Here is an 18,819-nt window from a genome sequence, read left to right on the forward strand (position 1 = left end):
CCTGCTCCGCAATGAAGGAAGACCGTCAGGCGTACCTGGGTTCCTATTCAGGGCCGGCTGGCCCTGGAAGCGCCGCACGTAACGGCATGTATGTCGAAAGCCTGGAGCAAAGCATGCTTGTCATCGTGGAGCGTGGCGGTCATTCGGCGTTGCATGAACGTTTGGGGAGCGCGACCGTTGATAGGATAGACATTTTTTTCGAAGTTTTTCGAAAATAGTTCTGCCGCCGAAATCGAATTTGCTGGGCAAACCGGCCACTTATAGCGCCGGTTCCCAGGGTTCCATCGAAGTGCAGGTTCGTGCCGAAGTCATCTCGGATGGTAAACAAAGGTCTGCAAAAATTGCGGGTCTGGTCGCGCCGTTAACAAATTGTCCCAAAATGCTCCAGACAACGCCCCGGACGCCTTTCCGGAGAAGGAACAATTTTAATCGAAATTAGCACGAAAGCGCTTCGAATTTTATGTGTATTCGACTTTGTTTTTAGTCGATTTCTCTGTGTGTTTGAATCAACTAAGCCTCTAATTTAACTGCGTAATTTTGCGCTGAATAAAAGCGTCTGTGTCAGGTTCTTCTCACAACGGGGAGACGACGAATGACGATAGAAACTTTCATCAAAGGCAGTTTAGCCGTCGGTGCGATGTTGATTGCGATGGTGGGTTCGGGACAAGCAAGCCCCCTCAACATGACGGTACTTGGCAATGCGAGCCCACCGATCGGCGCCTATCAATTCTGCAAGGAGATACCTGCCGATTGCACAAATGCGGCTGGCGACCAAGGCGAACTTCTTTTGACGGAGGAGCGTTGGAAGACGATCCTCAAGGTGAACTACCAGGTCAATTCGTCGATCACGCCATTGACCGACAAGGAAATCTACGGCGTTGAAGAGCGCTGGGCCTATCCCCGCACGGCTGGCGATTGCGAAGACTATGCGCTGCTGAAGCGCAAGATGCTGATCGATGCCGGTTTTTCGCCTTCTGATCTCTTGATGACCGTCGTCCTGCAGCCAAATGGCGAAGGCCATGCGGTGCTGACGGTCCGCACGGACCGCGGCGACTTCATTCTCGATAATATGCGCAACAAGGTCATGCTCTGGGCTGACACAGAATACACGTACCTGAAACGTCAGTCGGCTGATGATCCGACCCGCTGGGTCAAGCTGCAGGATGGCCGTGCAGTGGCGGTCGGCAGCGTCAAGTAGGTCGCCCGTCGCCGGATAGATGGCGACAACCATACGGCTCCGGTCGTCCCCCGCATCCCCGTCCCTGACCGGTGCCACAGAACCGCTCCCGCTGTCCCGGGAGCGGTTCACTTTTTATCGCGCCTTGATGAGCGCCTTAATTGTTCGTTAACCGTGGTGGCCGGATCATCGCCGAAATTATCAACGGCACCGGCGACTCTGTTCTCTTCGCGGCGGTCTGACATCTGAAGGTCGCCATGCAGACTGTCCGCGAGATTGAGGAATCGCCCCTTCTTTCGACGCGTTTCATCATCCGCCTTACGATCGCTGTCGGCTGCCTTGCGGCTTTGACGATGATTATCAGCTTCGGAGGCCGTTGGTTCGGTGCTCGGATTTCGCTCGCCGGCAATACCGCTTCGACCACTCCAATAACCCTGACGATCGGCCGCGACACGCTCACTCTTCCCGAAAACACACTGCGCTTTCCCAGCCAGCGGAAAAACGGCCCATCCGAACGGGCCGACCTCTACCTCACGTGGCCGGAAATGCAGGGCTACAGCAAGGCCCATCGCGAGCGATTCGACGATATCACCCAGTCGTCCGGATTGATCTTCCTTCAGATCGCGCAAAGCACCATGTCCCGGGATATGTCGGGTCGGCTTGAGCCGATCTACTCCCATCTGATTGAGGGCGACGGCGTGCCCTTTGCCAATGGCATGACGCTGCACCACCTGCGTGCGGACGCGGGCTATGCTGACGAAGTTCTGTTGACCGCGCCGCGCGCCGGCGCCCCGGTTTACGTGGTGCGTTGCGCCTTGCCAATAATGCCGCAAATGGCCACCAGCGGCGATTGCCAGCGCGATATAAGAGTCGGTCGCGACTTAACTGTGCTTTATCGCTTCTCAAGCACGCATCTGCCCGATTGGGACCATATTGACGCCGCTATTCGCCATTTTGTGGAAACGCGGCTTGTGAACACTTCTGCGACAGGTCGCTAGAATGATCCGATGTGGCGAAACAAACGATTAATCATAAACGGATTGGTAACCCCGGAAGGATAATTTGGCGAGAGAGCGATCGCGCCGGGAGGCGGGCGGTCTCTCCAATATCCGAAATGCAAGCGAAGAGTAGAATAGTGCTAAGGTCAGTCTCCTCCGTATCCCCATCGCGATCCCGCAATTTCCTGATAAGAGCGATCACGGCGTTGTCTCTCGCGACCGGTATCGTCATGGCCGACACGATCGATGCCGATGCTGAGGCTGCCAACCCGAAATATGCCGGCATCGTTGTCGATGCGAAGACCGGCAATGTTCTTTACAGTGAAAACGCAGATCGTCTGCAGTATCCGGCGTCCCTCACCAAGATGATGACGCTCTATCTGACCTTCGAAGCCCTGGAGCAGGGTCGCATTCGCCTGGATACTCCAGTTCCCTTCTCCGTACACGCTTCCGGCCAGGCTCCGACCAAGCTCGGCGTGCGCCCCGGCGGCACGGTCACTGTCGAACAGGCAATCCTCGGTCTCGTCACGCTATCAGCCAATGATGCGTCTACGGCACTCGGCGAATTGCTCGGCGGCTCGGAGGAGCGCTTTGCACAGATAATGACAGCCAAGGCACATGCGCTCGGCATGACACGTACAACCTATCGCAACGCCAACGGCTTGCCGAATACCGCTCAGATGACGACCGCTCGCGACCAGGCCCGCCTCGGTATCGCACTTCGCCAGCATTTTCCGCAGTATTACGGCTATTTCTCCACGCAAAGCTTCAAGTTCGGCAATCGGATCATCCGGAGCCACAACCGTCTCGTTGGTTCTGTGCGCGGCGTCGATGGTATCAAGACCGGCTATACCCGCGCGGCGGGTTTCAACCTGGTGAGCTCCGTTCAGGTCGACGGCAAGTCGATCGTTGGCGTTGTTCTCGGCGGTGCGTCGACCCCTGCCCGCGACAATCAGATGCGCAAGCTGATTGCGGCCTATCTGCCGAAGGCATCCAGCCGCGGCGGCTCTTCGGATCTGATCGCCCAGACCGCGCCGCAACCCGCTGCGCCTGTCGCGCAAACGCCGGTTTCTTCGGCCGTGGCTGAAGCCAGCCTGTCGCGCACTGCGTCGGCTCCCGACACCCACTCTCAGCCGGCATCTGCACAGGTCGCGTTTGCCGATGTCGCCCAGTCGAAGTCCGAAAATCCGCTGCTCCAGCAGGAAATGCCGGCGGTGAAGAAGGTCAAGACGCAGGCCATCAAGCAGGCATCCGTGGCCGCACCGGCACCTGCGCCGGCCTATGTGCCGCCCGAACAGGGCGACACCTCTGTTGACGAGCTGACGACTGCCTCGACCAAGGAGGCGCAACCGACGGGTTGGGCTGTCCAGATTGGTGTTTCTGCCAGCAAGGTAGGTGCGATGGATCTTCTTGACAGTGCCAAGAGCAAGGGTGGCAAGGCGCTGCGCTCGGCAAAGCCTATCGCAGTCGCCAATGCGGGAAGCTATCGTGCGCGATTCGGCGGCTTTGATGACCAGCGTGCCGCTGTGAATGCATGCAACGCTCTGAAGCGGGCAGGTGTGAAGTGCTGGGCCATGGCCCAATGATCAGGACATGCCGCCTGATGTTGTAGAGGCGGCAGTCCAAGGCGTCGTGATCGGTGTGTTTGATCCGACGGAGTTTTGAGACTCGGTTTGTAATGCGTACGGGGATGTAAATGGCCATCAACGAGAATCATCCGGAGTTTCCGCCACATGGCCGGGTAACCGGCAAGAATCCGCGCGCCGGTTTGCACCCGCTACATGAAGCGGCTTTGCGACTGGCAGAGGTGGGGTTGCAGCGGCAGAAGCCAAAATCGGCAAAGACCAAGGACCTGATTAATCTGCTGTTGTGCCACGGCGCGCGAGCGTGGCGCTGCTCACAGGCGCAAGCCAGTATCCACCTTCATGTCACGTGTCCGGAAGGTCGGGCACCGGTAACGCTGCGCCTGCGCTGATCCGATCAGAGCAGGCCGAGTTCGGAGAGCTCTCGGCGAAGATCCGCGGGCATTTCTGCAATCCCTTCTCCCAGGCTGTTCAGGTCGCGCGGTACATCGTCCTGCGGATAATAGCGCCAGCCCTGGAAAGCTCTCTTTGGCTGCACGGCCGTTTCGATGACCTCGGGGCCCAACACAAGATGGCACCGCGAGATCCCTTCGCTATCTGTAAAGCTCTGGATGTCGAGCAGCTTTTGGCGTGCTTGCACCTGCCCCTTGATCACCCAATAGAGCGAACCACCGTCGAGTAGTTCTTCGACACGCTTCGGGACCATCCTTGTCGTATGCACGGAATGCGGCTCAAGCCCGGCCGCAATTGCCCTGAGAGAGCGTTCTGCTACCCATTCGCGCAGATCGTCAATCGAGTCCGCGCCCACGCACAATTTAATGAGATGCAATGCCATGCCGCCGTTGAAATCCTTTTGTCGGGCAACGTCAAGCGACAAGTCGCATTCTCACAAAGTCAACATTCCACGACGTTGACGGCAAGCCCGCCGGTGGATGTCTCCTTGTACTTCTCGCTCATGTCGTTACCGGTCTGCCGCATTGTCTCGATGCAGGCGTCCAGGGGAACGAAGTGCTTGCCGTCTCCCTTGATCGCCAGCGACGCCGCTGTCACTGCCTTGACCGCGCCGAGCGCATTTCGTTCGATGCAGGGAACCTGCACGAGGCCCGCGACGGGGTCGCAGCTCATGCCAAGATGATGTTCCAGGGCTATTTCGGCCGCGTTCTCGATCTGCTCCGGGGTGCCGCCCATGACCGCCGCAAGGCCGGCTGCCGCCATGGCCGCCGCGGACCCTACCTCGCCCTGACAGCCGACCTCTGCACCGGAAATGGAGGCGTTGTGCTTGATGATCCCGCCAATCGCGGCGGCAGTCAGCAGATAGTCGCGGATTCCGTTTTGGTCCCAATCGTCGTGAAAATGCTCGTAATAGCGGATCGTCGCCGGGATGACGCCCGCTGCACCGTTCGTGGGAGCCGTCACCACGCGACCGCCAGCGGCGTTCTCCTCGTTGACTGCCATGGCGTATACACTCAGCCAATCGTTCGCGAGCAGCGGGTTAATGCGGTTGCTGCGCCATTCTTCCTGCAGCTTGTCGTGAATCGCACGGGCGCGGCGGCGAACGTTCAGTCCACCTGGCATGATGCCATCGACCTTGAGGCCGCGTTCGATGCAGGAGCGCATGGCTTCCCATATGCGATCAAGGCCTGCGTCCAGTTCCTCGCGGCTGCGCTGCGTTTCCTCATTGGCTCGCTTCATCTGCGCGATAGAGAGGCCGGAACGCGCGGCCATGTCGAGCATCTGCTTGGCTGAGGAGAAAGGATAGGGAACCTTGCGCGAATCGGACGGTGCCTTCTTCTTTGCGCGCATCTGCTCGAGCTCGGTGTCAGTCACAACGAAGCCCCCACCAACGGAATAGTAGATGCGCTTGATCAGCATCCGACCGTCCTTGTCGAAAGCGGAAAGGGACATGCCGTTGGCGTGGCCTGGCAAAGGCTGCTTTTTGTCAAATATCAAGTCGTTCTTGGGTTGGAAGCTGTAGCTCGGGTGGCCGGGCGGCGAAATGCGGCCGGAACGCTCCACCTGATCGATAATGCCGTCCATCTTGTCGGGATCAACGCTGTCAGGCTGCTCGCCCATCAGCCCGAGGATCACGGCCCTGCCCGTTCCGTGTCCGATCCCGGTATGCGCCAGCGAGCCGTGCAAGCTAACCTTGATGGACGCAACCTGGGCGCCGGAGGTCGGACGCGGCCAATCGTCCGATAGAATGAGATCAAGGAATCGATTGGCCGCAGTCATTGGACCCATGGTGTGCGAACTGGAAGGCCCGACACCGATCTTGAATACGTCGAAAACGGAAAGGAACATGACTGCGTCCTATAAAGTTGCTGCGTAAATCTACGCTACCGGCTCTCGTGATCACTGCGATGGACCGACATGGCATTTCACGCATGCGACATCTGTAAAACGAAGTGCTGCGGCTTGCCAGTCATTGCAGCGTGCTCCCGCATCTGTAGAGTGGCGCGTCGACAGGAACCTGATTTAATATAATGATGACGACAGCCGATTACATTGCACTGGTGTTCTTTGCGGCGATCTGGTTTTGCTACGCGCGCCTGCTGCAGGGCGCGAATTTCTTTGGCAGGACCAGCCTCACTCATGCGATGCGGGAGCGCCGGCGCGAATGGATCTACAATTCGCTGCGGCGCGATCTGAAGATGATCGACACCCAGATCATGGCAGGCCTGCAGAACGGAACCGCATTCTTTGCCTCGACGTCGATCTTTGCCATAGGCAGCTGCTTTGCCCTGTTGGGCGCAACAGAGAAGGTCGACGCGGTCTTTGCCGACTTGCCCTTCGTCTTTCACAGCGGCCACGCCGCCTTCGAAATGAAGGTCGGTGGTCTGGCAGCGCTTTTCGGCTATGCTTTCTTTAAATTCGGCTGGTCATATCGCCTCTTCAACTACTGCACCATTCTTTTCGGCTCGATCCCGATGATGCGTGACAGCGAACAGGATGTGATTGCCGCTGAGCGGGCGGCCGAACGCGTCATCCGCATGAACATTATTGCCGCTGGCCATTTCAATGAGGGGCTGCGCGCGATCTTCCTTTCGATTGGTTACCTCGGCTGGTTCATCAACCCGTATGTCTTCATGCTGACGACGACAGTTGTCATTGTCGTCCTGACGAGGCGGCAGTTCTTCTCGGAGGCGCGTCTGGCGATTATGGACGCCCAGCCGCCATCAAATCTCCACCTTTCTCCTATTCCCCGCGCCGTGCCATCGAATGATGGCAACGAACCATCCGAGGGATTGTGAATGACGGCTCTGGCGACGGAAACAAATGCGAGCGTCAAGCCGCCTCGCATCGGCTTGCTGGATACCGCACGCGGTGTCGCCCTGCTGGCGATGGCGACCTATCATTTCACCTGGGATATGGAGTTCATGGGCTACCTTGCGCCAGGCACTGCCGAAACCGGCTGGCTGAAGCTCTATGCCCGCGCTATCGCGTCGACGTTCCTGTTCATTGTCGGCGTCAGCCTGGTCCTTGCAAATACACCGGAGATTCGCTGGCGCTCGTTCTGGAAGCGGTTTGCCATGATCGCTGCTGCCGCGCTTGCAATCTCCGTGGTGACGCGGTTCGTCTTTCCCGGGGAATGGATATTCTTCGGCATTCTCCATTGCATCGCGGTCCTCAGCCTGCTTGGCCTTGTCTTCCTGCGTCTGCCCTTGCCTGTCACCGTCGCCGCGACCGCTGCTCTTACAGTGGCATGGGTGGTGGATACCTGGATTGACCCGGCTCTGTTGCGTTCCCCGATTTTCAATCCGCGTTACCTTGCGTGGATCGGTCTGGCGGAGATGCCGCAGCGATCGAACGACTATGTTCCGATCTTTCCTTGGGCTGTGCCATTTTTGCTTGGCATGACGGCGACCTTGATCGCAATGAGGACGCGGATCCTCGAGAGGCTTGCGAAACTTGGCACGGGCTCAAGCCTGCCAGCAAAAGCGGGGCGTCATAGCCTCGCCTTTTACCTCATTCACCAGCCGGTGCTGATCGCAATTGCCTACGGACTGTTCGTGATCGTTCCGCCGGAAAAACCGAACCCCGTCGAAACCTACCTTAAGCAATGCAATGCTTCGTGCATCATGCAGGAAGGCGAAGCACTATGCCGCAGCTTCTGCCAATGCACACTCGACAAGCTGCAGACCCAAAATCTCTTTGCCGAATTCCGGTCTGGTACCGTCAAGCCGGATGACGGGCGGATACTGGCGCTGGCGAGTGAATGCAGCGCCAACACGCAATAATTCAGGTGCCGACGCCGATATCGGCCAGACGACCGAGGCATGCCTCTTCGATGTTGTCGAGTTCGGCCAGGGTGTCGTCGATATCCTTGCGCTTCCGGCGCAGATCTTCCCGTTTCTCGTCGACGCGCTTCATCAGGAGCTTCAGCTGGCCCAACTCGCCCGGTGGCTCCTTGTAAACCTGAATGATCTCGCGGATTTCCGCGATGGTGAAGCCGATGCGTCGACCACGCAGAATCTCCTGGATCAGCCGGCGGTCTGCCGGACGGAACAACCGTGTGCGTCCACGCCGCTCGGGGTGGATCAAACCTTCGTCTTCATAGAACCGGAGTGTACGCGTCGACACTCCAAACTCGCGCGTCAATTCGGTTATGCTATAGTACTTACTGACCGGCATAGGCTCCCCACCATTAAGGCGGCCAATAATATTGACTTTTACGTAATAGTCAATTTCTGCGGCGATACGCGGGCCGGCTAAATTCCGAACCACCATGTGGCGATGCCGAGAAAGGCAAAAAAGCCCGTGCAATCGGTTACCGTCGTGACAAAAACTGATGACGCTATGGCCGGGTCTGCTCCCACCTTATGCAACAGCAAAGGCAGCAGAATGCCGGCGAGAGCTGCCGCAAATAGGTTGATAATCATCGCAGCGCCGATCACGAAGCCCAACTGATAGTCGTGAAACCATGTGGCTGCAATAACACCCATGATGACCGAGAAGAGAGCACCGTTGGCGACACCGACTCCCGCCTCTCTACGGACGATGCGCCCTGCGTTATAGATGTCGAGGTCACCGGTCGCCAATGCGCGGACCGTAACGGTCATCGTCTGCGTGCCCGCATTGCCGCCCATCGACGCAACGATCGGCATTAGCACCGCGAGCGCGATCATCTTCTCGATCGATTCGTCAAACAACCCTATAACGCTTGCAGACAGCAAAGCCGTTCCGAGGTTGATCACCAGCCAGAGAAAGCGAGAGCGGACGGTCGAGAAAACATTGTCCGACAGCTCTTCGTCGCCGACACCGCCCAGACGCTTGATGTCTTCGTCGGCTTCCTCGTGAATGACGTCGACCACGTCATCGATCGTGAGCACACCGACCAGCCTGTCGTTCTCGTCGACGACGGCGGCGGAAAGAAGGTCGTACTGCTCAAAAAGCTGGGCCGCTTCTTCCTGGTCCATCTCCGCTGGGATCGGATGGTTTGTTTCCCGCATAATAGACTCGACCTTCGTCTGTCGCTTTGTACGAAGAATCTTGTCCAGATCGACGGCACCCAACAACTTGAATGTCGGGTCAATGACGAAGATCTGCGAAAAGGAGTACGGTAGGTCTTCCTCGTCGCGCATGTAGTCGATCGTCTGGCCGACCGTCCAAAACGGCGGCACCGCGACGAATTCCGTCTGCATACGGCGTCCAGCCGAGCTTTCCGGATAATCGAGCGCGCGCCGTAGTCGCACCCGTTCGGTAAACGGAAGCTGCGCAAGGATTTCTTCGCGGTCCTCGGTATCGAGGTCTTCGAGAATGTAGACAGCATCGTCCGAGTCGAGTTCGCCGATCGCCGCGGCAATCTGTTCGTTCGGCAACTGGTCGACGATCTCACGACGAATTGTTTCGTCGACCTCCGTCAGCGCCGTCATGTCGAATTCGTCGCCAAGGAGACGAACAAGCGCGAGCCGTTGGTCTGGCTGCAGCGATTCGAGAAGATCGCCTATTTCAGATTCGTGCAGGCGAGCGACATGCAGGCGAAGGAAGATCGTATCGCGATCAGCGATGGCTGCGCCTACGAGCGCCAGGAAGTCGCCTCGCACGTTGCCGTCTTCGTCGTAGATATCGGCGTCGCCGCTGTCTGGCCGCGGGCGGACGAGCTCTTCTGCATCGTTCGTCATGATTTGCCGCCCTCGCATCCGGTTGAAGTTCAACGATTAAGCGTCGAAATATAGGAGTTTTGTGCTAGCTGAAACCTCCAAGCCAGTCCAGCCGCAAACGCCGATCGCGTGGATGACAATGCGCGCGCGTAGCGACAGCTTCCGTGTAACTGAAACCAGGATCCCCCCAGTGGCCGTCCGCCCCATATTGCAGTTTCCAAGCGTCGGTCTTAGAACCCCTTGCAAGCCCGTAGACGTCTTTGACGAGCAGTTGCATCGGCTCGGGGATGACCTCCTGGAAACGATGCGAGCCGCGCCTGGAGTTGGCATCACAGCGGCGCATATCGGCGTCTTCCTTCGGCTCTTCGTGATCGAGCTGGACCGCGAAGAGGGCGCGTGTTTCTACGTCAATCCGGAGATCACTTTTGCTTCCAATCAAATGATTCGGCACGTCGAAGGGAGCGTTTCAATGCTCGGATTGACCGACGAGGTCGAGAGGTCCAAAGCAATCCGAGTCCGTTACCGTGACCTGAACGGCGAGGAGTGCGAGGAAGAAGCAGAGGGCTTCCGCGCAGTCTGCATCCAGCACGAGATCGACCAGCTCGACGGTATCTTTTGGATACAACGCCTCTCCAGGCTGAAGCGCGAGCGACTGATCAAACGCTGGGATAAAGTCCGAAAATAAACACTATTTTCCAGGGAATTATCTCTCCCGTTAGTTGCGTAAAGATCGACAAAGGCTGTCGCGGACTTAGAAACAAAGTTCCATCACGAAGGTGTCAAATTTGGTCGCGGTCCTGTGATTTCATTTGATAAAGTTACCGCGTCTGCATGATTTTCTGCCCGCATTCTTGCCGCAATTCGAGAGCGAACTCACCTTTGCCGGAGGGTTTGGTATCGTTGTCACCGCAACGAAGAATTGAGGATATCTGCCATGCGCTTCAAATTTGCTGCCGCCACTTCCATTCTCGCCTTCGGCCTTGCAAGTGCGGCCTTCGCCCAACAGCAGTACTCGAATGACTACGGTAACGACAGCGACGGGTTTGCGCCCGTCCAGACAGCGCCTAAGAAGCCGGTTCACTATGTCAATCGCAAGGCACCGGAATATTCCGACGACTACACGAACGACAGCGATGGATTCGCCCCGAGCCGGATGTCTCCTTCCGTTGACAAGATGACAACGGCCAGCATCAAGCCCCTACCCGACTGCGACTACATGAAGACGAACTCTAAAGTGCATACGGCCGGTGGAGATAGCGGAGCATCACATACGGACGCCTGCCGTGACGTCGGTGACAAATAGAATTTACTCCCAAGGGCCGGTCATCCGGCCCTTGGGGCTTTCGTCGCGAAGCCTTGGTATCAGCGATCGCTGACCGTCTTGCCAAAGACCGATTCGAATGCTTGCCGAAGAGGAATATCGACGTCAGCCATCACAACCGGGAGGCCGAGATCGACGAGGCTCGTGACGCCATAGGCGGAAATTCCGCACGGGACGATTCCGCTGAAGTGATCGAGATCAGGTTCGACGTTCAGTGACAGCCCGTGAAAGGTCACCCACTTCCGCAACCGGATGCCCAACGCGGCGATCTTGTCTTCTGCCATCGTACCATCGGGCAGAGCTGCCTTTTCAGGTCTTCGCACCCAGACGCCAACGCGGTCCTCGCGCCGCTCGCCGCGGACGTTCATCGAATCAAGCGTTCGGATAATCACCTCTTCGAGCGCGGTGACAAATGCCCGCACGTCCTGGCGTCTGCGCCTCAGGTCCAGCATGACGTATGCAACACGCTGGCCAGGGCCGTGATAGGTATATTCGCCACCGCGTCCCGTCGCGAAGACCGGGAACCGATCAGGCTGTACAAGGTCTTTGGCGTCGGCGCTGGTTCCGGCAGTGTAAAGAGGCGGATGTTCGACGAGCCAGACGAGCTCGTCGCCGCCCTCGCCAATCGCGGCGACCTCGCGCTCCATGTTTTCCACAGCCTCTTGATAAGGTACGAGGCCATCAGCGATGCGCCATCGGATCGGCCGTGAGCCTTCCCGTGGCAACATGGAGTATTCGAGATCTGTGCGTAGCATGGCCATTCCTTGTCGCCGCCGCTCGATAGGTAGCGTTGCGGAGCTCTATATGGCCCCGTTTCACAGGCGATTCAAATGCTGTGATTTCTTTTGAAAAAATCTGTCATATCGCCCTTGTGTACCCCAAACGCTTTTGCTACATGCTGCCCCGCCGGCACAAATCGGCACCTACCACGATGCGGTCGTGGCGGAATTGGTAGACGCGCAGCGTTGAGGTCGCTGTGGGGCAACCCGTGGAAGTTCGAGTCTTCTCGACCGCACCATCTCACTTACATTGGTGAGGCAATCAATCTTTATTGGCTTTCAGCGCCTTGCGTCGCCCTCTTGTTACAAAGGGTGCTACAAACGCGCCAGCTGACATCAAGCAAGCGCACAAGCTGACCTATGATATCCCAACGGGAACGCCTCCTTAGACCTCGGCTAAGCCTGGATGTTGCCAAAGCGGAGCTGAGAGACTGGTATGCGGCCATCTTGCAACGGGTCGGTTCTCTCAGGACATCGGCAGCTCGTGAGAGCATCCGGCTCACGCCTCCACAGATCATCGCCCCAGTGGCAAATGGTGTGTGGATGGTTCATCGCTCAGCACGATAAGACTTCAGGACTAAGGCGACAGTAATTCTCTTCGATATTGCAGCTTGCCAAAGAATTAGCAAATGCCGATACCCTCCTCGGTTGTTGGAGGGTCGCAATGCAATACGTGATGGCTGCCGTGGTCGGCGCGGGTATCGGCTTCCTCGCTTTCTGTTTATTTGCGCCGTTGCTCCAGAGTATGCGCCTTCCCGCACCGAGGCAGTCCAGCGCGTCAGAGGCTGAACGTCGGTTCCGTGCAGTCTTCTCGATCATGAGCGAAGGGCAGCGACAGTCTCTCATTGACTATCACATACAGAAGTTGGGCTGTAGCCGAGAGCAGGCCATGCGGTATGCGGTCGAAGACCGAGAATGTGACAGCCATCGGTGGTAACTCAGGCCATGGCGGTAGCCGTGCTCTACCCGTTGCCGATGATCTTGCTTGCCTGATGCTCTGGGACGCCGCGCTAAGGCTCCTTCACCGCCCCCTTATCATCCGCTGACTTCTCCTCGGCGTGTCGCCGGCGCTCTGCCTCTTGGTCTTCTGCGCATGCCTACCCATTTCCTTCAATCGAACTGAATCGACAGCCTGGGCGCGCAGTGGGACAATCTACACTCTCGGAGGAGGACATCACCAGCCATTGATGGCCCTCGATAGTCGAAGTCCAAGAGCGTTGTTCCAATCGCCGAACGGCATCCGTTAGTGGGTCTTCGACCCTTCACCCAAACCGTGACTTTTTGTATAGGGCCTTGGACCTGATATAGAATCTTACCGATGCGCAATCCTCCCGAACATCATAATCCTCTCCAGGGAATGGCCCTGATGGCGGGCGCCATGCTGGTGCTGCCGGCGATGGATGCAATCGCGAAATACATGGCGACCTTCGAGGCGATGTCGCCAGGCCAGGTGACATTCTACCGGTTCTTCTTCCAGCTCGTCTGCACGCTGCCGTTTCTATTCCTGATTTTCGGCCGCAAGGCTCTACACGCCAAACGGCCCTGGATGAATCTGTTGCGCGGAGTTCTTCACGGTGCTGCGAGCCTGCTCTTCTTCGTTGCGGTGAAATACATGCCGCTCGCGGACGTGTTCGCGATTTATTTCGTCGAGCCGCTCATGCTCACTGCGCTTTCGGCGATCTTCCTCGGTGACAGAGTCGGTTGGCGTCGGTGGATGGCGATCTTCGTCGGTTTCGGCGGCGCGATGATCGTCATCCAGCCGAGCTACGAAATCTTTGGCCTGAAAGCGCTCCTGCCCGTTTTCTGTGCGTTTCTCTATTCGCTTTATCTCTTTTTGAACCGGGCAATCGGCAATGCCGATTCGCCGCTGACGATGCAGACGATGGCAGGCATTGGCGGCACGGCCTTCATGGCGGCGGCACTGATCGTGGGCAATGGGCTCGGAGTCGGTGATTTTCACCTCTCCTTGCCGTCCTCCGCGCTGGCGCTCGCGTTGCTGCTGATCCTTGGGACGATTTCGGGCTATGCCCATATGATCATCGTACGAGCTTTCCGGCTGGCACCGTTATCGCTGCTTGCACCCTTCCAGTATTTCGAGATCATCTCCGCAACGGTGCTCGGCTACGCACTGTTCGGCGACTTTCCGAACCTTTCGAAGTGGATCGGCATCTTGATCATCGTTGCGTCCGGTCTCTTCATCATCTGGCGGGAACGCGTGCAGGCGCGATCGCTAAAATCGTCGTGACTGATTGAGCGCGCCGTTAACACTGCTTATTGAGGGATCATCAATTCGCTCGCGGTAGAAGGGCCTTCGGCCTCATGATGAGGTCTGGAGATAAAAGATGAGCGAATTCCGTCTCGCGTTTCCGGCATGTGTGATTGCCGGGAAGCATCGGCTGACGGCCGAAGATATCAGTCTGCTGCGCAAGCACACCTTCCCGGAAGGGATACGGACCTCGGACGACGTGGTCGCCATGCTGGCGCTGAACAATTCTTGCCCAGAGAAATGCCCGGAGTGGAGCTCCTTTTTCGTTGAGCAGCTCGCGGATTTCATCGTCAACTATACCTACCCTCAAGGATCGCTCGACGAGATAAACGTGGCCTGGCTTATACGCATGGTCTCAACCGCCGGCGTAGTCAATTCAGCCCTGGAGCTCGAATTGGTTTTGCATGCGATGGAGATCTCCGCGAATGTGCCGGATGAGCTGCGCGCCTTCGCACTCGACCAGCTGCGTCTCGCGTTGGGCGAAGACATTGGCGGCTACAAGCTGTTGCGCGCGGTCGATCGCAAGGGCATCAGCCGCCAGGACATCGACTATGTGATGCGGGTTTTGCGTGGGATAAGCGATGGCGGTGTCATCCATGCTCCGCCTCTCACTTGGAGCGTCCTGATGCAAATCGCCGAGGAAACGCTCCCGGCCGGAAATCATCCGCGTTGGGCTGACATCCTCTCGGCGCTCCAGCTCGTGGAATATGCCACAGTCCCTCGGCGCAGCCGTTGGCTGAGGATCGTTGACGACAACTTCGGAAACGAAACCGCCGTCGCCTGACGCCCGTCGATATTCTTTCCGCTGATTGTGCGTGCCGGGATTTTATGCGTAAAACTCCGGAACGCATGTTTTGGGTGGAGTCTTCATGTTCAAGAAAATCCTGATCGCGAATCGCGGCGAGATCGCTTGCCGCGTTATCAAGACCGCGCGCCGAATGGGAATCGCGACGGTGGCGGTTTTTTCGGATGCGGATCGGGATGCCCTCCACGTGGAAATGGCTGACGAGGCTGTTCATATTGGTCCGGCGGCAGCCGCCGAAAGCTATCTCGTCGCCGATCAGATCATCGCAGCCTGCAAACGGACGGGCGCGGAAGCGGTCCATCCCGGCTACGGCTTTCTGTCCGAGCGGGCGTCGTTTTGTGAAGCGTTGGAGAAGGAAGGCATTGTTTTCATCGGTCCGAAGCCAAAAGCGATCAGGGCGATGGGCGATAAGATAGAGTCAAAGAAGTTCGCCAATGCCGCCAACGTCTCCACCGTCCCCGGTTATCTCGGCGTGATCGACGATGCGCAGCAAGCAGAAAAGATCGCAGCCGAGATCGGCTATCCCGTCATGATCAAGGCCTCCGCCGGCGGTGGCGGCAAGGGCATGCGCATCGCCTGGAGCGAAGCAGAAGTGCGCGACGGTTTCGATCGGGCGCGTTCCGAGGCGAGAAGCTCCTTTGGCGACGATCGCGTATTCATCGAGAAATACGTCGTAGAGCCTCGTCACATCGAGATTCAGGTGCTCGCTGACGCACATGGCAACGTCGTTTATCTCGGCGAACGCGAATGCTCGATCCAACGCCGCAATCAAAAGGTTGTCGAAGAAGCGCCCTCGCCTTTCTTGGATGCCAGGACACGTGCGGCGATGGGCGAGCAGTCTGTCGCCCTGGCCCGGGCGGTGGAATACCAGAGCGCTGGCACCGTGGAGTTTATCGTGGATCGCGACCGGAACTTCTATTTTCTGGAAATGAATACACGCCTACAGGTCGAGCATCCGGTGACCGAACTGGTCACTGGCATCGATCTGGTCGAGCAAATGATCCGTGTTGCTGCCGGTGAAAAACTTCCGTTCGCCCAAAGCGACATAAAGCTCAACGGCTGGGCGATCGAGAGCCGGCTCTACGCCGAAGATCCCTATCGCAACTTCTTGCCTTCAATCGGTCGATTGACGCGATATCGCCCGCCCGCCGAAGGCAAGGCTGCCAACGCCATCGTGCGTAACGACACAGGCGTCTTCGAGGGCGCCGAGATTTCGATGTATTATGATCCTATGATCGCCAAGCTGTGCACCTGGGCGGCAACACGCCTGGAGGCGATCGAAGCGATGGGCGAGGCGCTGGACGGCTTCGTTGTCGACGGAATCGAACATAACGTTCCCTTCCTCGCTGCACTGATGAAGCATCCTCGCTGGCGGGAAGGACACCTGTCGACTGGTTTCATTGCCGAGGAGTATCCGGACGGGTTTTCCCCGCCGATCCCGGATTCGAGCCAAGAATCCGTCTTGGCGGCCGTTGCTCTTTCAGCCTCTCTCATCGAAAAAAATCGTAGGGAACGTTTCATCGACCGGTTGCGCGCCTCATCTGGCGCGAGCCGCGAGGAATGGACTATCAAACTCGGTGACAACTACGTCGAGGCGCGTTTGCTGGAGGGCCTCGTGACGATCCCGTTCGACATGGACATCGAGATCGAAGGCAAGGTTTCCAACGTCGTCACCGACTGGCGACCTGGCGACGCCGTTTGGCGTGGCAAGATCGCGGGCCAAAGAGTGATTGCCCAGATCCGCCCCGTTCTCAACGGTCTTCGGATGGACTGGCAAGGAATATCCCTGAAAGCCAAGGTGCTCACGCCGCGCCATGCTGCGCTCGAGAAGCTGATGCCAATAAAGCTTCCGCCGGATACGTCGAAACTCTTGCTCTGCCCGATGCCCGGACTTGTGGTTTCTATCGCTGTAGTCGAGGGCCAGGAGGTCAAGGCGGGTGAAACGCTGGCCGTCGTCGAGGCCATGAAAATGGAGAACGTCCTGCGCGCCGAACGAGATCTTGTCGTTAGCAAGATAAACGCCAAGCCGGGAGAGAGCTTGGCGGTCGACGCTATCATCCTCGAATTTGCCTGACGAGCGCTTGCGCGCAGAAACGATCCCTCTCGGCCGTATCTATCGATGCGCTCCCGATATGCTGTGGAAGGCGAGGAATCCCGCTGGTCCAAAAGCAAGTCGCGCACTGATTGATCGCTAGGACGTTGTTAAGCAACCTGTCGAGGCAGTTTTTCCGCACGAGACGACTGCAGGTCGCGGCTATCTTTGTGGCAAGGGGGCTACATTCTCGGAATCGGATTGGAGATCGGTCTGCCTGCCCACATACTGACGGTAGCCCTGCTGGGTCTTTACGATTGTGAGCGTCATCAGTGGCGGCCCTTCAAACCGCGCCAGATGCTCCATGAGATGAAGGATGGCGAACGTATGCTGGTCGCCTTCGGCCTTTGCGCTGCGATTGCCGTGCATGGCTATGCCATTAGTTTCGCGACTGAAAAGCTCCCCTGGCGCAAGTTGTGCAGTCGCCGACGCAATCAGCCTATTTGGGGCTGAAACGCACGTTTGAGGGCAGTTTTTCCTTGAGCCGGCCGCGTCCTGCATGCGAAGGTCGGCGCAATCAAATCAGCAGGAGACACTCGACATGGACGTTCGTGCCGCCGTTGCCGTTCAGGCTGGCAAGCCGCTTGAATTGATGACCGTGCAGTTGGAGGGACCGCGGGCCGGGGAAGTACTGGTCGAGGTGAAAGCGACCGGCATCTGCCATACCGACGACTTCACTTTGTCGGGTGCCGATCCGGAAGGGCTGTTTCCGGCAATCCTCGGCCATGAGGGTGCCGGCATTGTCGTCGATGTCGGCCCGGGTGTCACCTCGGTGAAGAAGGGCGACCACGTCATTCCGCTCTATACGCCGGAATGCCGCGAATGCCCGTCCTGCCTGTCGCGCAAGACCAATCTGTGCACCGCCATCCGCTCAACGCAAGGGCAAGGCCTGATGCCGGACGGCACCTCGCGGTTTTCGATCGGCAAGGACAAGATCCATCACTACATGGGCTGTTCGACCTTCGCCAATTTCACAGTGCTGCCGGAGATTGCCGTTGCCAAGGTCAATCCCGATGCCCCCTTCGACAAGATCTGTTATATCGGCTGCGGTGTGACGACCGGCATCGGTGCGGTGATCAACACCGCCAAGGTGGAGATCGGCGCGACCGCCATCGTTTTCGGGCTCGGCGGAATCGGTTTGAACGTCATCCAGGGCCTCAGGCTTGCTGGTGCCGACATGATCATCGGCGTTGATCTAAACAACGACAAGAAGGCCTGGGGCGAGCGCTTCGGCATGACGCATTTCGTCAATCCGAAGGATGTCGGCGACGACATCGTCCCCTACCTCGTCAACATGACGAAGCGCGGTGCCGACCTCATCGGTGGCGCCGACTACACATTCGACTGCACCGGCAACACCAAGGTGATGCGGCAGGCCCTGGAAGCCTCGCATCGCGGCTGGGGCAAGTCGGTGGTTATCGGCGTTGCCGGCGCCGGCCAGGAGATCTCCACCCGGCCGTTCCAGCTGGTTACCGGCCGCTCCTGGATGGGCACCGCCTTCGGCGGCGCGCGCGGCCGCACCGATGTGCCTAAGATCGTCGACTGGTACATGCAGGGCAAGATCGAGATCGACCCGATGATCACCCACACCCTGGCCCTCGAAGACATCAACAAGGGCTTCGAGCTCATGCATTCCGGCGAGAGCATCAGAAGCGTGGTACTGTATTGAGCAAAGACGACGGAATGCGGCGCAACTT

General features: G+C 58.0%; 18 protein-coding genes and 1 tRNA gene. 14 read left to right on the forward strand and 5 right to left on the reverse strand.

Features of this window, described 5'->3' with window-relative positions; translation table 11 throughout:
* The first annotated feature begins 592 nt into the window (after nucleotides 1–592).
* The 4 genes from BN77_RS13620 to BN77_RS13640 all read left to right on the forward strand — a co-directional run bounded on the left by BN77_RS13620 (nucleotide 593) and on the right by BN77_RS13640 (nucleotide 4,150).
* The gene (locus BN77_RS13620; protein WP_007532758.1) at nucleotides 593–1,198 is read left to right on the forward strand and encodes a transglutaminase-like cysteine peptidase; all 606 of its coding nucleotides are present in this window, start codon (nucleotides 593–595) and stop codon (nucleotides 1,196–1,198) included.
* Nucleotides 1,199–1,434: 236 nt separating this feature from the next.
* Nucleotides 1,435–2,175: a hypothetical protein gene (locus BN77_RS13625; RefSeq protein WP_007532759.1), complete on the forward strand. Its 741-nt coding sequence runs from the start codon at nucleotides 1,435–1,437 to the stop codon at nucleotides 2,173–2,175.
* A 116-nt stretch (nucleotides 2,176–2,291) separates the two neighbouring features.
* The gene (locus BN77_RS13635; RefSeq protein WP_208856434.1) at nucleotides 2,292–3,761 is read left to right on the forward strand and encodes a D-alanyl-D-alanine carboxypeptidase; all 1,470 of its coding nucleotides are present in this window, start codon (nucleotides 2,292–2,294) and stop codon (nucleotides 3,759–3,761) included.
* A 110-nt stretch (nucleotides 3,762–3,871) separates the two neighbouring features.
* Entirely contained in the window at nucleotides 3,872–4,150 is a 279-nt protein-coding gene (locus BN77_RS13640; protein ID WP_007532761.1) for a hypothetical protein, read from the forward strand.
* 5 nt (nucleotides 4,151–4,155) lie between these two features.
* On the opposite strand, the gene BN77_RS13645 is transcribed toward BN77_RS13640, so the two are convergent.
* Both BN77_RS13645 and BN77_RS13650 read right to left on the reverse strand, forming a co-directional pair.
* Nucleotides 4,156–4,593 (reverse strand): DUF1489 family protein, encoded by a 438-nt coding sequence (locus BN77_RS13645; protein WP_040677773.1) that lies wholly within the window; start codon nucleotides 4,591–4,593, stop codon nucleotides 4,156–4,158.
* Nucleotides 4,594–4,652: 59 nt separating this feature from the next.
* Entirely contained in the window at nucleotides 4,653–6,059 is a 1,407-nt protein-coding gene (locus tag BN77_RS13650; RefSeq protein ID WP_007532763.1) for an L-serine ammonia-lyase, read from the reverse strand.
* A gap of 185 nt (nucleotides 6,060–6,244) precedes the next feature.
* Here BN77_RS13650 and BN77_RS13655 point away from each other — a divergent pair, with 185 nt between their 5' ends.
* The gene (locus BN77_RS13655; protein ID WP_040677776.1) at nucleotides 6,245–7,009 is read left to right on the forward strand and encodes a DUF599 domain-containing protein; all 765 of its coding nucleotides are present in this window, start codon (nucleotides 6,245–6,247) and stop codon (nucleotides 7,007–7,009) included.
* Nucleotides 7,010–7,996 (forward strand): heparan-alpha-glucosaminide N-acetyltransferase, encoded by a 987-nt coding sequence (locus BN77_RS13660; protein ID WP_007532765.1) that lies wholly within the window; start codon nucleotides 7,010–7,012, stop codon nucleotides 7,994–7,996.
* 1 nt (nucleotide 7,997) lies between these two features.
* Here BN77_RS13660 and BN77_RS13665 read toward each other — a convergent pair whose 3' ends face one another.
* Both BN77_RS13665 and mgtE read right to left on the reverse strand, forming a co-directional pair.
* Nucleotides 7,998–8,390: a MerR family transcriptional regulator gene (locus BN77_RS13665; protein ID WP_007532766.1), complete on the reverse strand. Its 393-nt coding sequence runs from the start codon at nucleotides 8,388–8,390 to the stop codon at nucleotides 7,998–8,000.
* Between the two features lie 77 nt (nucleotides 8,391–8,467).
* Nucleotides 8,468–9,880 (reverse strand): magnesium transporter, encoded by a 1,413-nt coding sequence (gene mgtE / locus BN77_RS13670; RefSeq protein ID WP_007532767.1) that lies wholly within the window; start codon nucleotides 9,878–9,880, stop codon nucleotides 8,468–8,470.
* 169 nt (nucleotides 9,881–10,049) lie between these two features.
* On the opposite strand from mgtE, the gene BN77_RS13675 reads away from it, so the two are divergent.
* Entirely contained in the window at nucleotides 10,050–10,544 is a 495-nt protein-coding gene (locus BN77_RS13675; RefSeq protein WP_007532768.1) for a peptide deformylase, read from the forward strand.
* A 249-nt stretch (nucleotides 10,545–10,793) separates the two neighbouring features.
* Nucleotides 10,794–11,162: a hypothetical protein gene (locus BN77_RS13680; protein WP_007532769.1), complete on the forward strand. Its 369-nt coding sequence runs from the start codon at nucleotides 10,794–10,796 to the stop codon at nucleotides 11,160–11,162.
* A gap of 59 nt (nucleotides 11,163–11,221) precedes the next feature.
* Here the strand turns inward: BN77_RS13680 and lipB are convergent, their stop codons facing one another.
* Entirely contained in the window at nucleotides 11,222–11,941 is a 720-nt protein-coding gene (lipB, locus tag BN77_RS13685) for a lipoyl(octanoyl) transferase LipB (protein WP_040677176.1), read from the reverse strand.
* 172 nt (nucleotides 11,942–12,113) lie between these two features.
* On the opposite strand from lipB, the gene BN77_RS13690 reads away from it, so the two are divergent.
* The 6 genes from BN77_RS13690 (at nucleotide 12,114) to BN77_RS13720 (ending at nucleotide 18,791) form a co-directional block, all read left to right on the forward strand.
* A tRNA-Leu gene (locus tag BN77_RS13690) sits at nucleotides 12,114–12,198 on the forward strand.
* 1,079 nt (nucleotides 12,199–13,277) lie between these two features.
* Nucleotides 13,278–14,204: a DMT family transporter gene (locus tag BN77_RS13700; protein WP_081593549.1), complete on the forward strand. Its 927-nt coding sequence runs from the start codon at nucleotides 13,278–13,280 to the stop codon at nucleotides 14,202–14,204.
* Between the two features lie 97 nt (nucleotides 14,205–14,301).
* Nucleotides 14,302–15,009 (forward strand): hypothetical protein, encoded by a 708-nt coding sequence (locus tag BN77_RS13705; protein WP_007532780.1) that lies wholly within the window; start codon nucleotides 14,302–14,304, stop codon nucleotides 15,007–15,009.
* 85 nt (nucleotides 15,010–15,094) lie between these two features.
* Complete coding sequence (locus tag BN77_RS13710) at nucleotides 15,095–17,104, forward strand: acetyl-CoA carboxylase biotin carboxylase subunit (protein ID WP_007532782.1); 2,010 nt, start codon at nucleotides 15,095–15,097, stop codon at nucleotides 17,102–17,104.
* A 219-nt stretch (nucleotides 17,105–17,323) separates the two neighbouring features.
* Complete coding sequence (locus tag BN77_RS32125; protein WP_244426181.1) at nucleotides 17,324–17,575, forward strand: hypothetical protein; 252 nt, start codon at nucleotides 17,324–17,326, stop codon at nucleotides 17,573–17,575.
* 88 nt (nucleotides 17,576–17,663) lie between these two features.
* Complete coding sequence (locus BN77_RS13720) at nucleotides 17,664–18,791, forward strand: S-(hydroxymethyl)glutathione dehydrogenase/class III alcohol dehydrogenase (RefSeq protein WP_007532784.1); 1,128 nt, start codon at nucleotides 17,664–17,666, stop codon at nucleotides 18,789–18,791.
* Nucleotides 18,792–18,819 lie beyond the last annotated feature (28 nt).

It is taken from the genome of Rhizobium mesoamericanum STM3625 (genome assembly GCF_000312665.1).
GTDB lineage: Bacteria > Pseudomonadota > Alphaproteobacteria > Rhizobiales > Rhizobiaceae > Rhizobium > Rhizobium mesoamericanum.

What these genes read in the sequence shown, in the direction of transcription:
- BN77_RS13620 (WP_007532758.1), top strand. Translation starts at nt 593, where the DNA reads ATGACGATAGAAACTTTCATCAAAGGCAGTTTAGCCGTCGGTGCGATG.
- BN77_RS13625 (WP_007532759.1), top strand. Translation starts at nt 1,435, where the DNA reads ATGCAGACTGTCCGCGAGATTGAGGAATCGCCCCTTCTTTCGACGCGT.
- BN77_RS13635 (WP_208856434.1), top strand. Translation starts at nt 2,292, where the DNA reads ATGCAAGCGAAGAGTAGAATAGTGCTAAGGTCAGTCTCCTCCGTATCC.
- BN77_RS13640 (WP_007532761.1), top strand. Translation starts at nt 3,872, where the DNA reads ATGGCCATCAACGAGAATCATCCGGAGTTTCCGCCACATGGCCGGGTA.
- BN77_RS13645 (WP_040677773.1), bottom strand. Translation starts at nt 4,593, where the DNA reads ATGGCATTGCATCTCATTAAATTGTGCGTGGGCGCGGACTCGATTGAC.
- BN77_RS13650 (WP_007532763.1), bottom strand. Translation starts at nt 6,059, where the DNA reads ATGTTCCTTTCCGTTTTCGACGTATTCAAGATCGGTGTCGGGCCTTCC.
- BN77_RS13655 (WP_040677776.1), top strand. Translation starts at nt 6,245, where the DNA reads ATGACGACAGCCGATTACATTGCACTGGTGTTCTTTGCGGCGATCTGG.
- BN77_RS13660 (WP_007532765.1), top strand. Translation starts at nt 7,010, where the DNA reads ATGACGGCTCTGGCGACGGAAACAAATGCGAGCGTCAAGCCGCCTCGC.
- BN77_RS13665 (WP_007532766.1), bottom strand. Translation starts at nt 8,390, where the DNA reads ATGCCGGTCAGTAAGTACTATAGCATAACCGAATTGACGCGCGAGTTT.
- mgtE (WP_007532767.1), bottom strand. Translation starts at nt 9,880, where the DNA reads ATGACGAACGATGCAGAAGAGCTCGTCCGCCCGCGGCCAGACAGCGGC.
- BN77_RS13680 (WP_007532769.1), top strand. Translation starts at nt 10,794, where the DNA reads ATGCGCTTCAAATTTGCTGCCGCCACTTCCATTCTCGCCTTCGGCCTT.
- lipB (WP_040677176.1), bottom strand. Translation starts at nt 11,941, where the DNA reads ATGGCCATGCTACGCACAGATCTCGAATACTCCATGTTGCCACGGGAA.
- BN77_RS13700 (WP_081593549.1), top strand. Translation starts at nt 13,278, where the DNA reads ATGCGCAATCCTCCCGAACATCATAATCCTCTCCAGGGAATGGCCCTG.
- BN77_RS13705 (WP_007532780.1), top strand. Translation starts at nt 14,302, where the DNA reads ATGAGCGAATTCCGTCTCGCGTTTCCGGCATGTGTGATTGCCGGGAAG.
- BN77_RS13710 (WP_007532782.1), top strand. Translation starts at nt 15,095, where the DNA reads ATGTTCAAGAAAATCCTGATCGCGAATCGCGGCGAGATCGCTTGCCGC.
- BN77_RS13720 (WP_007532784.1), top strand. Translation starts at nt 17,664, where the DNA reads ATGGACGTTCGTGCCGCCGTTGCCGTTCAGGCTGGCAAGCCGCTTGAA.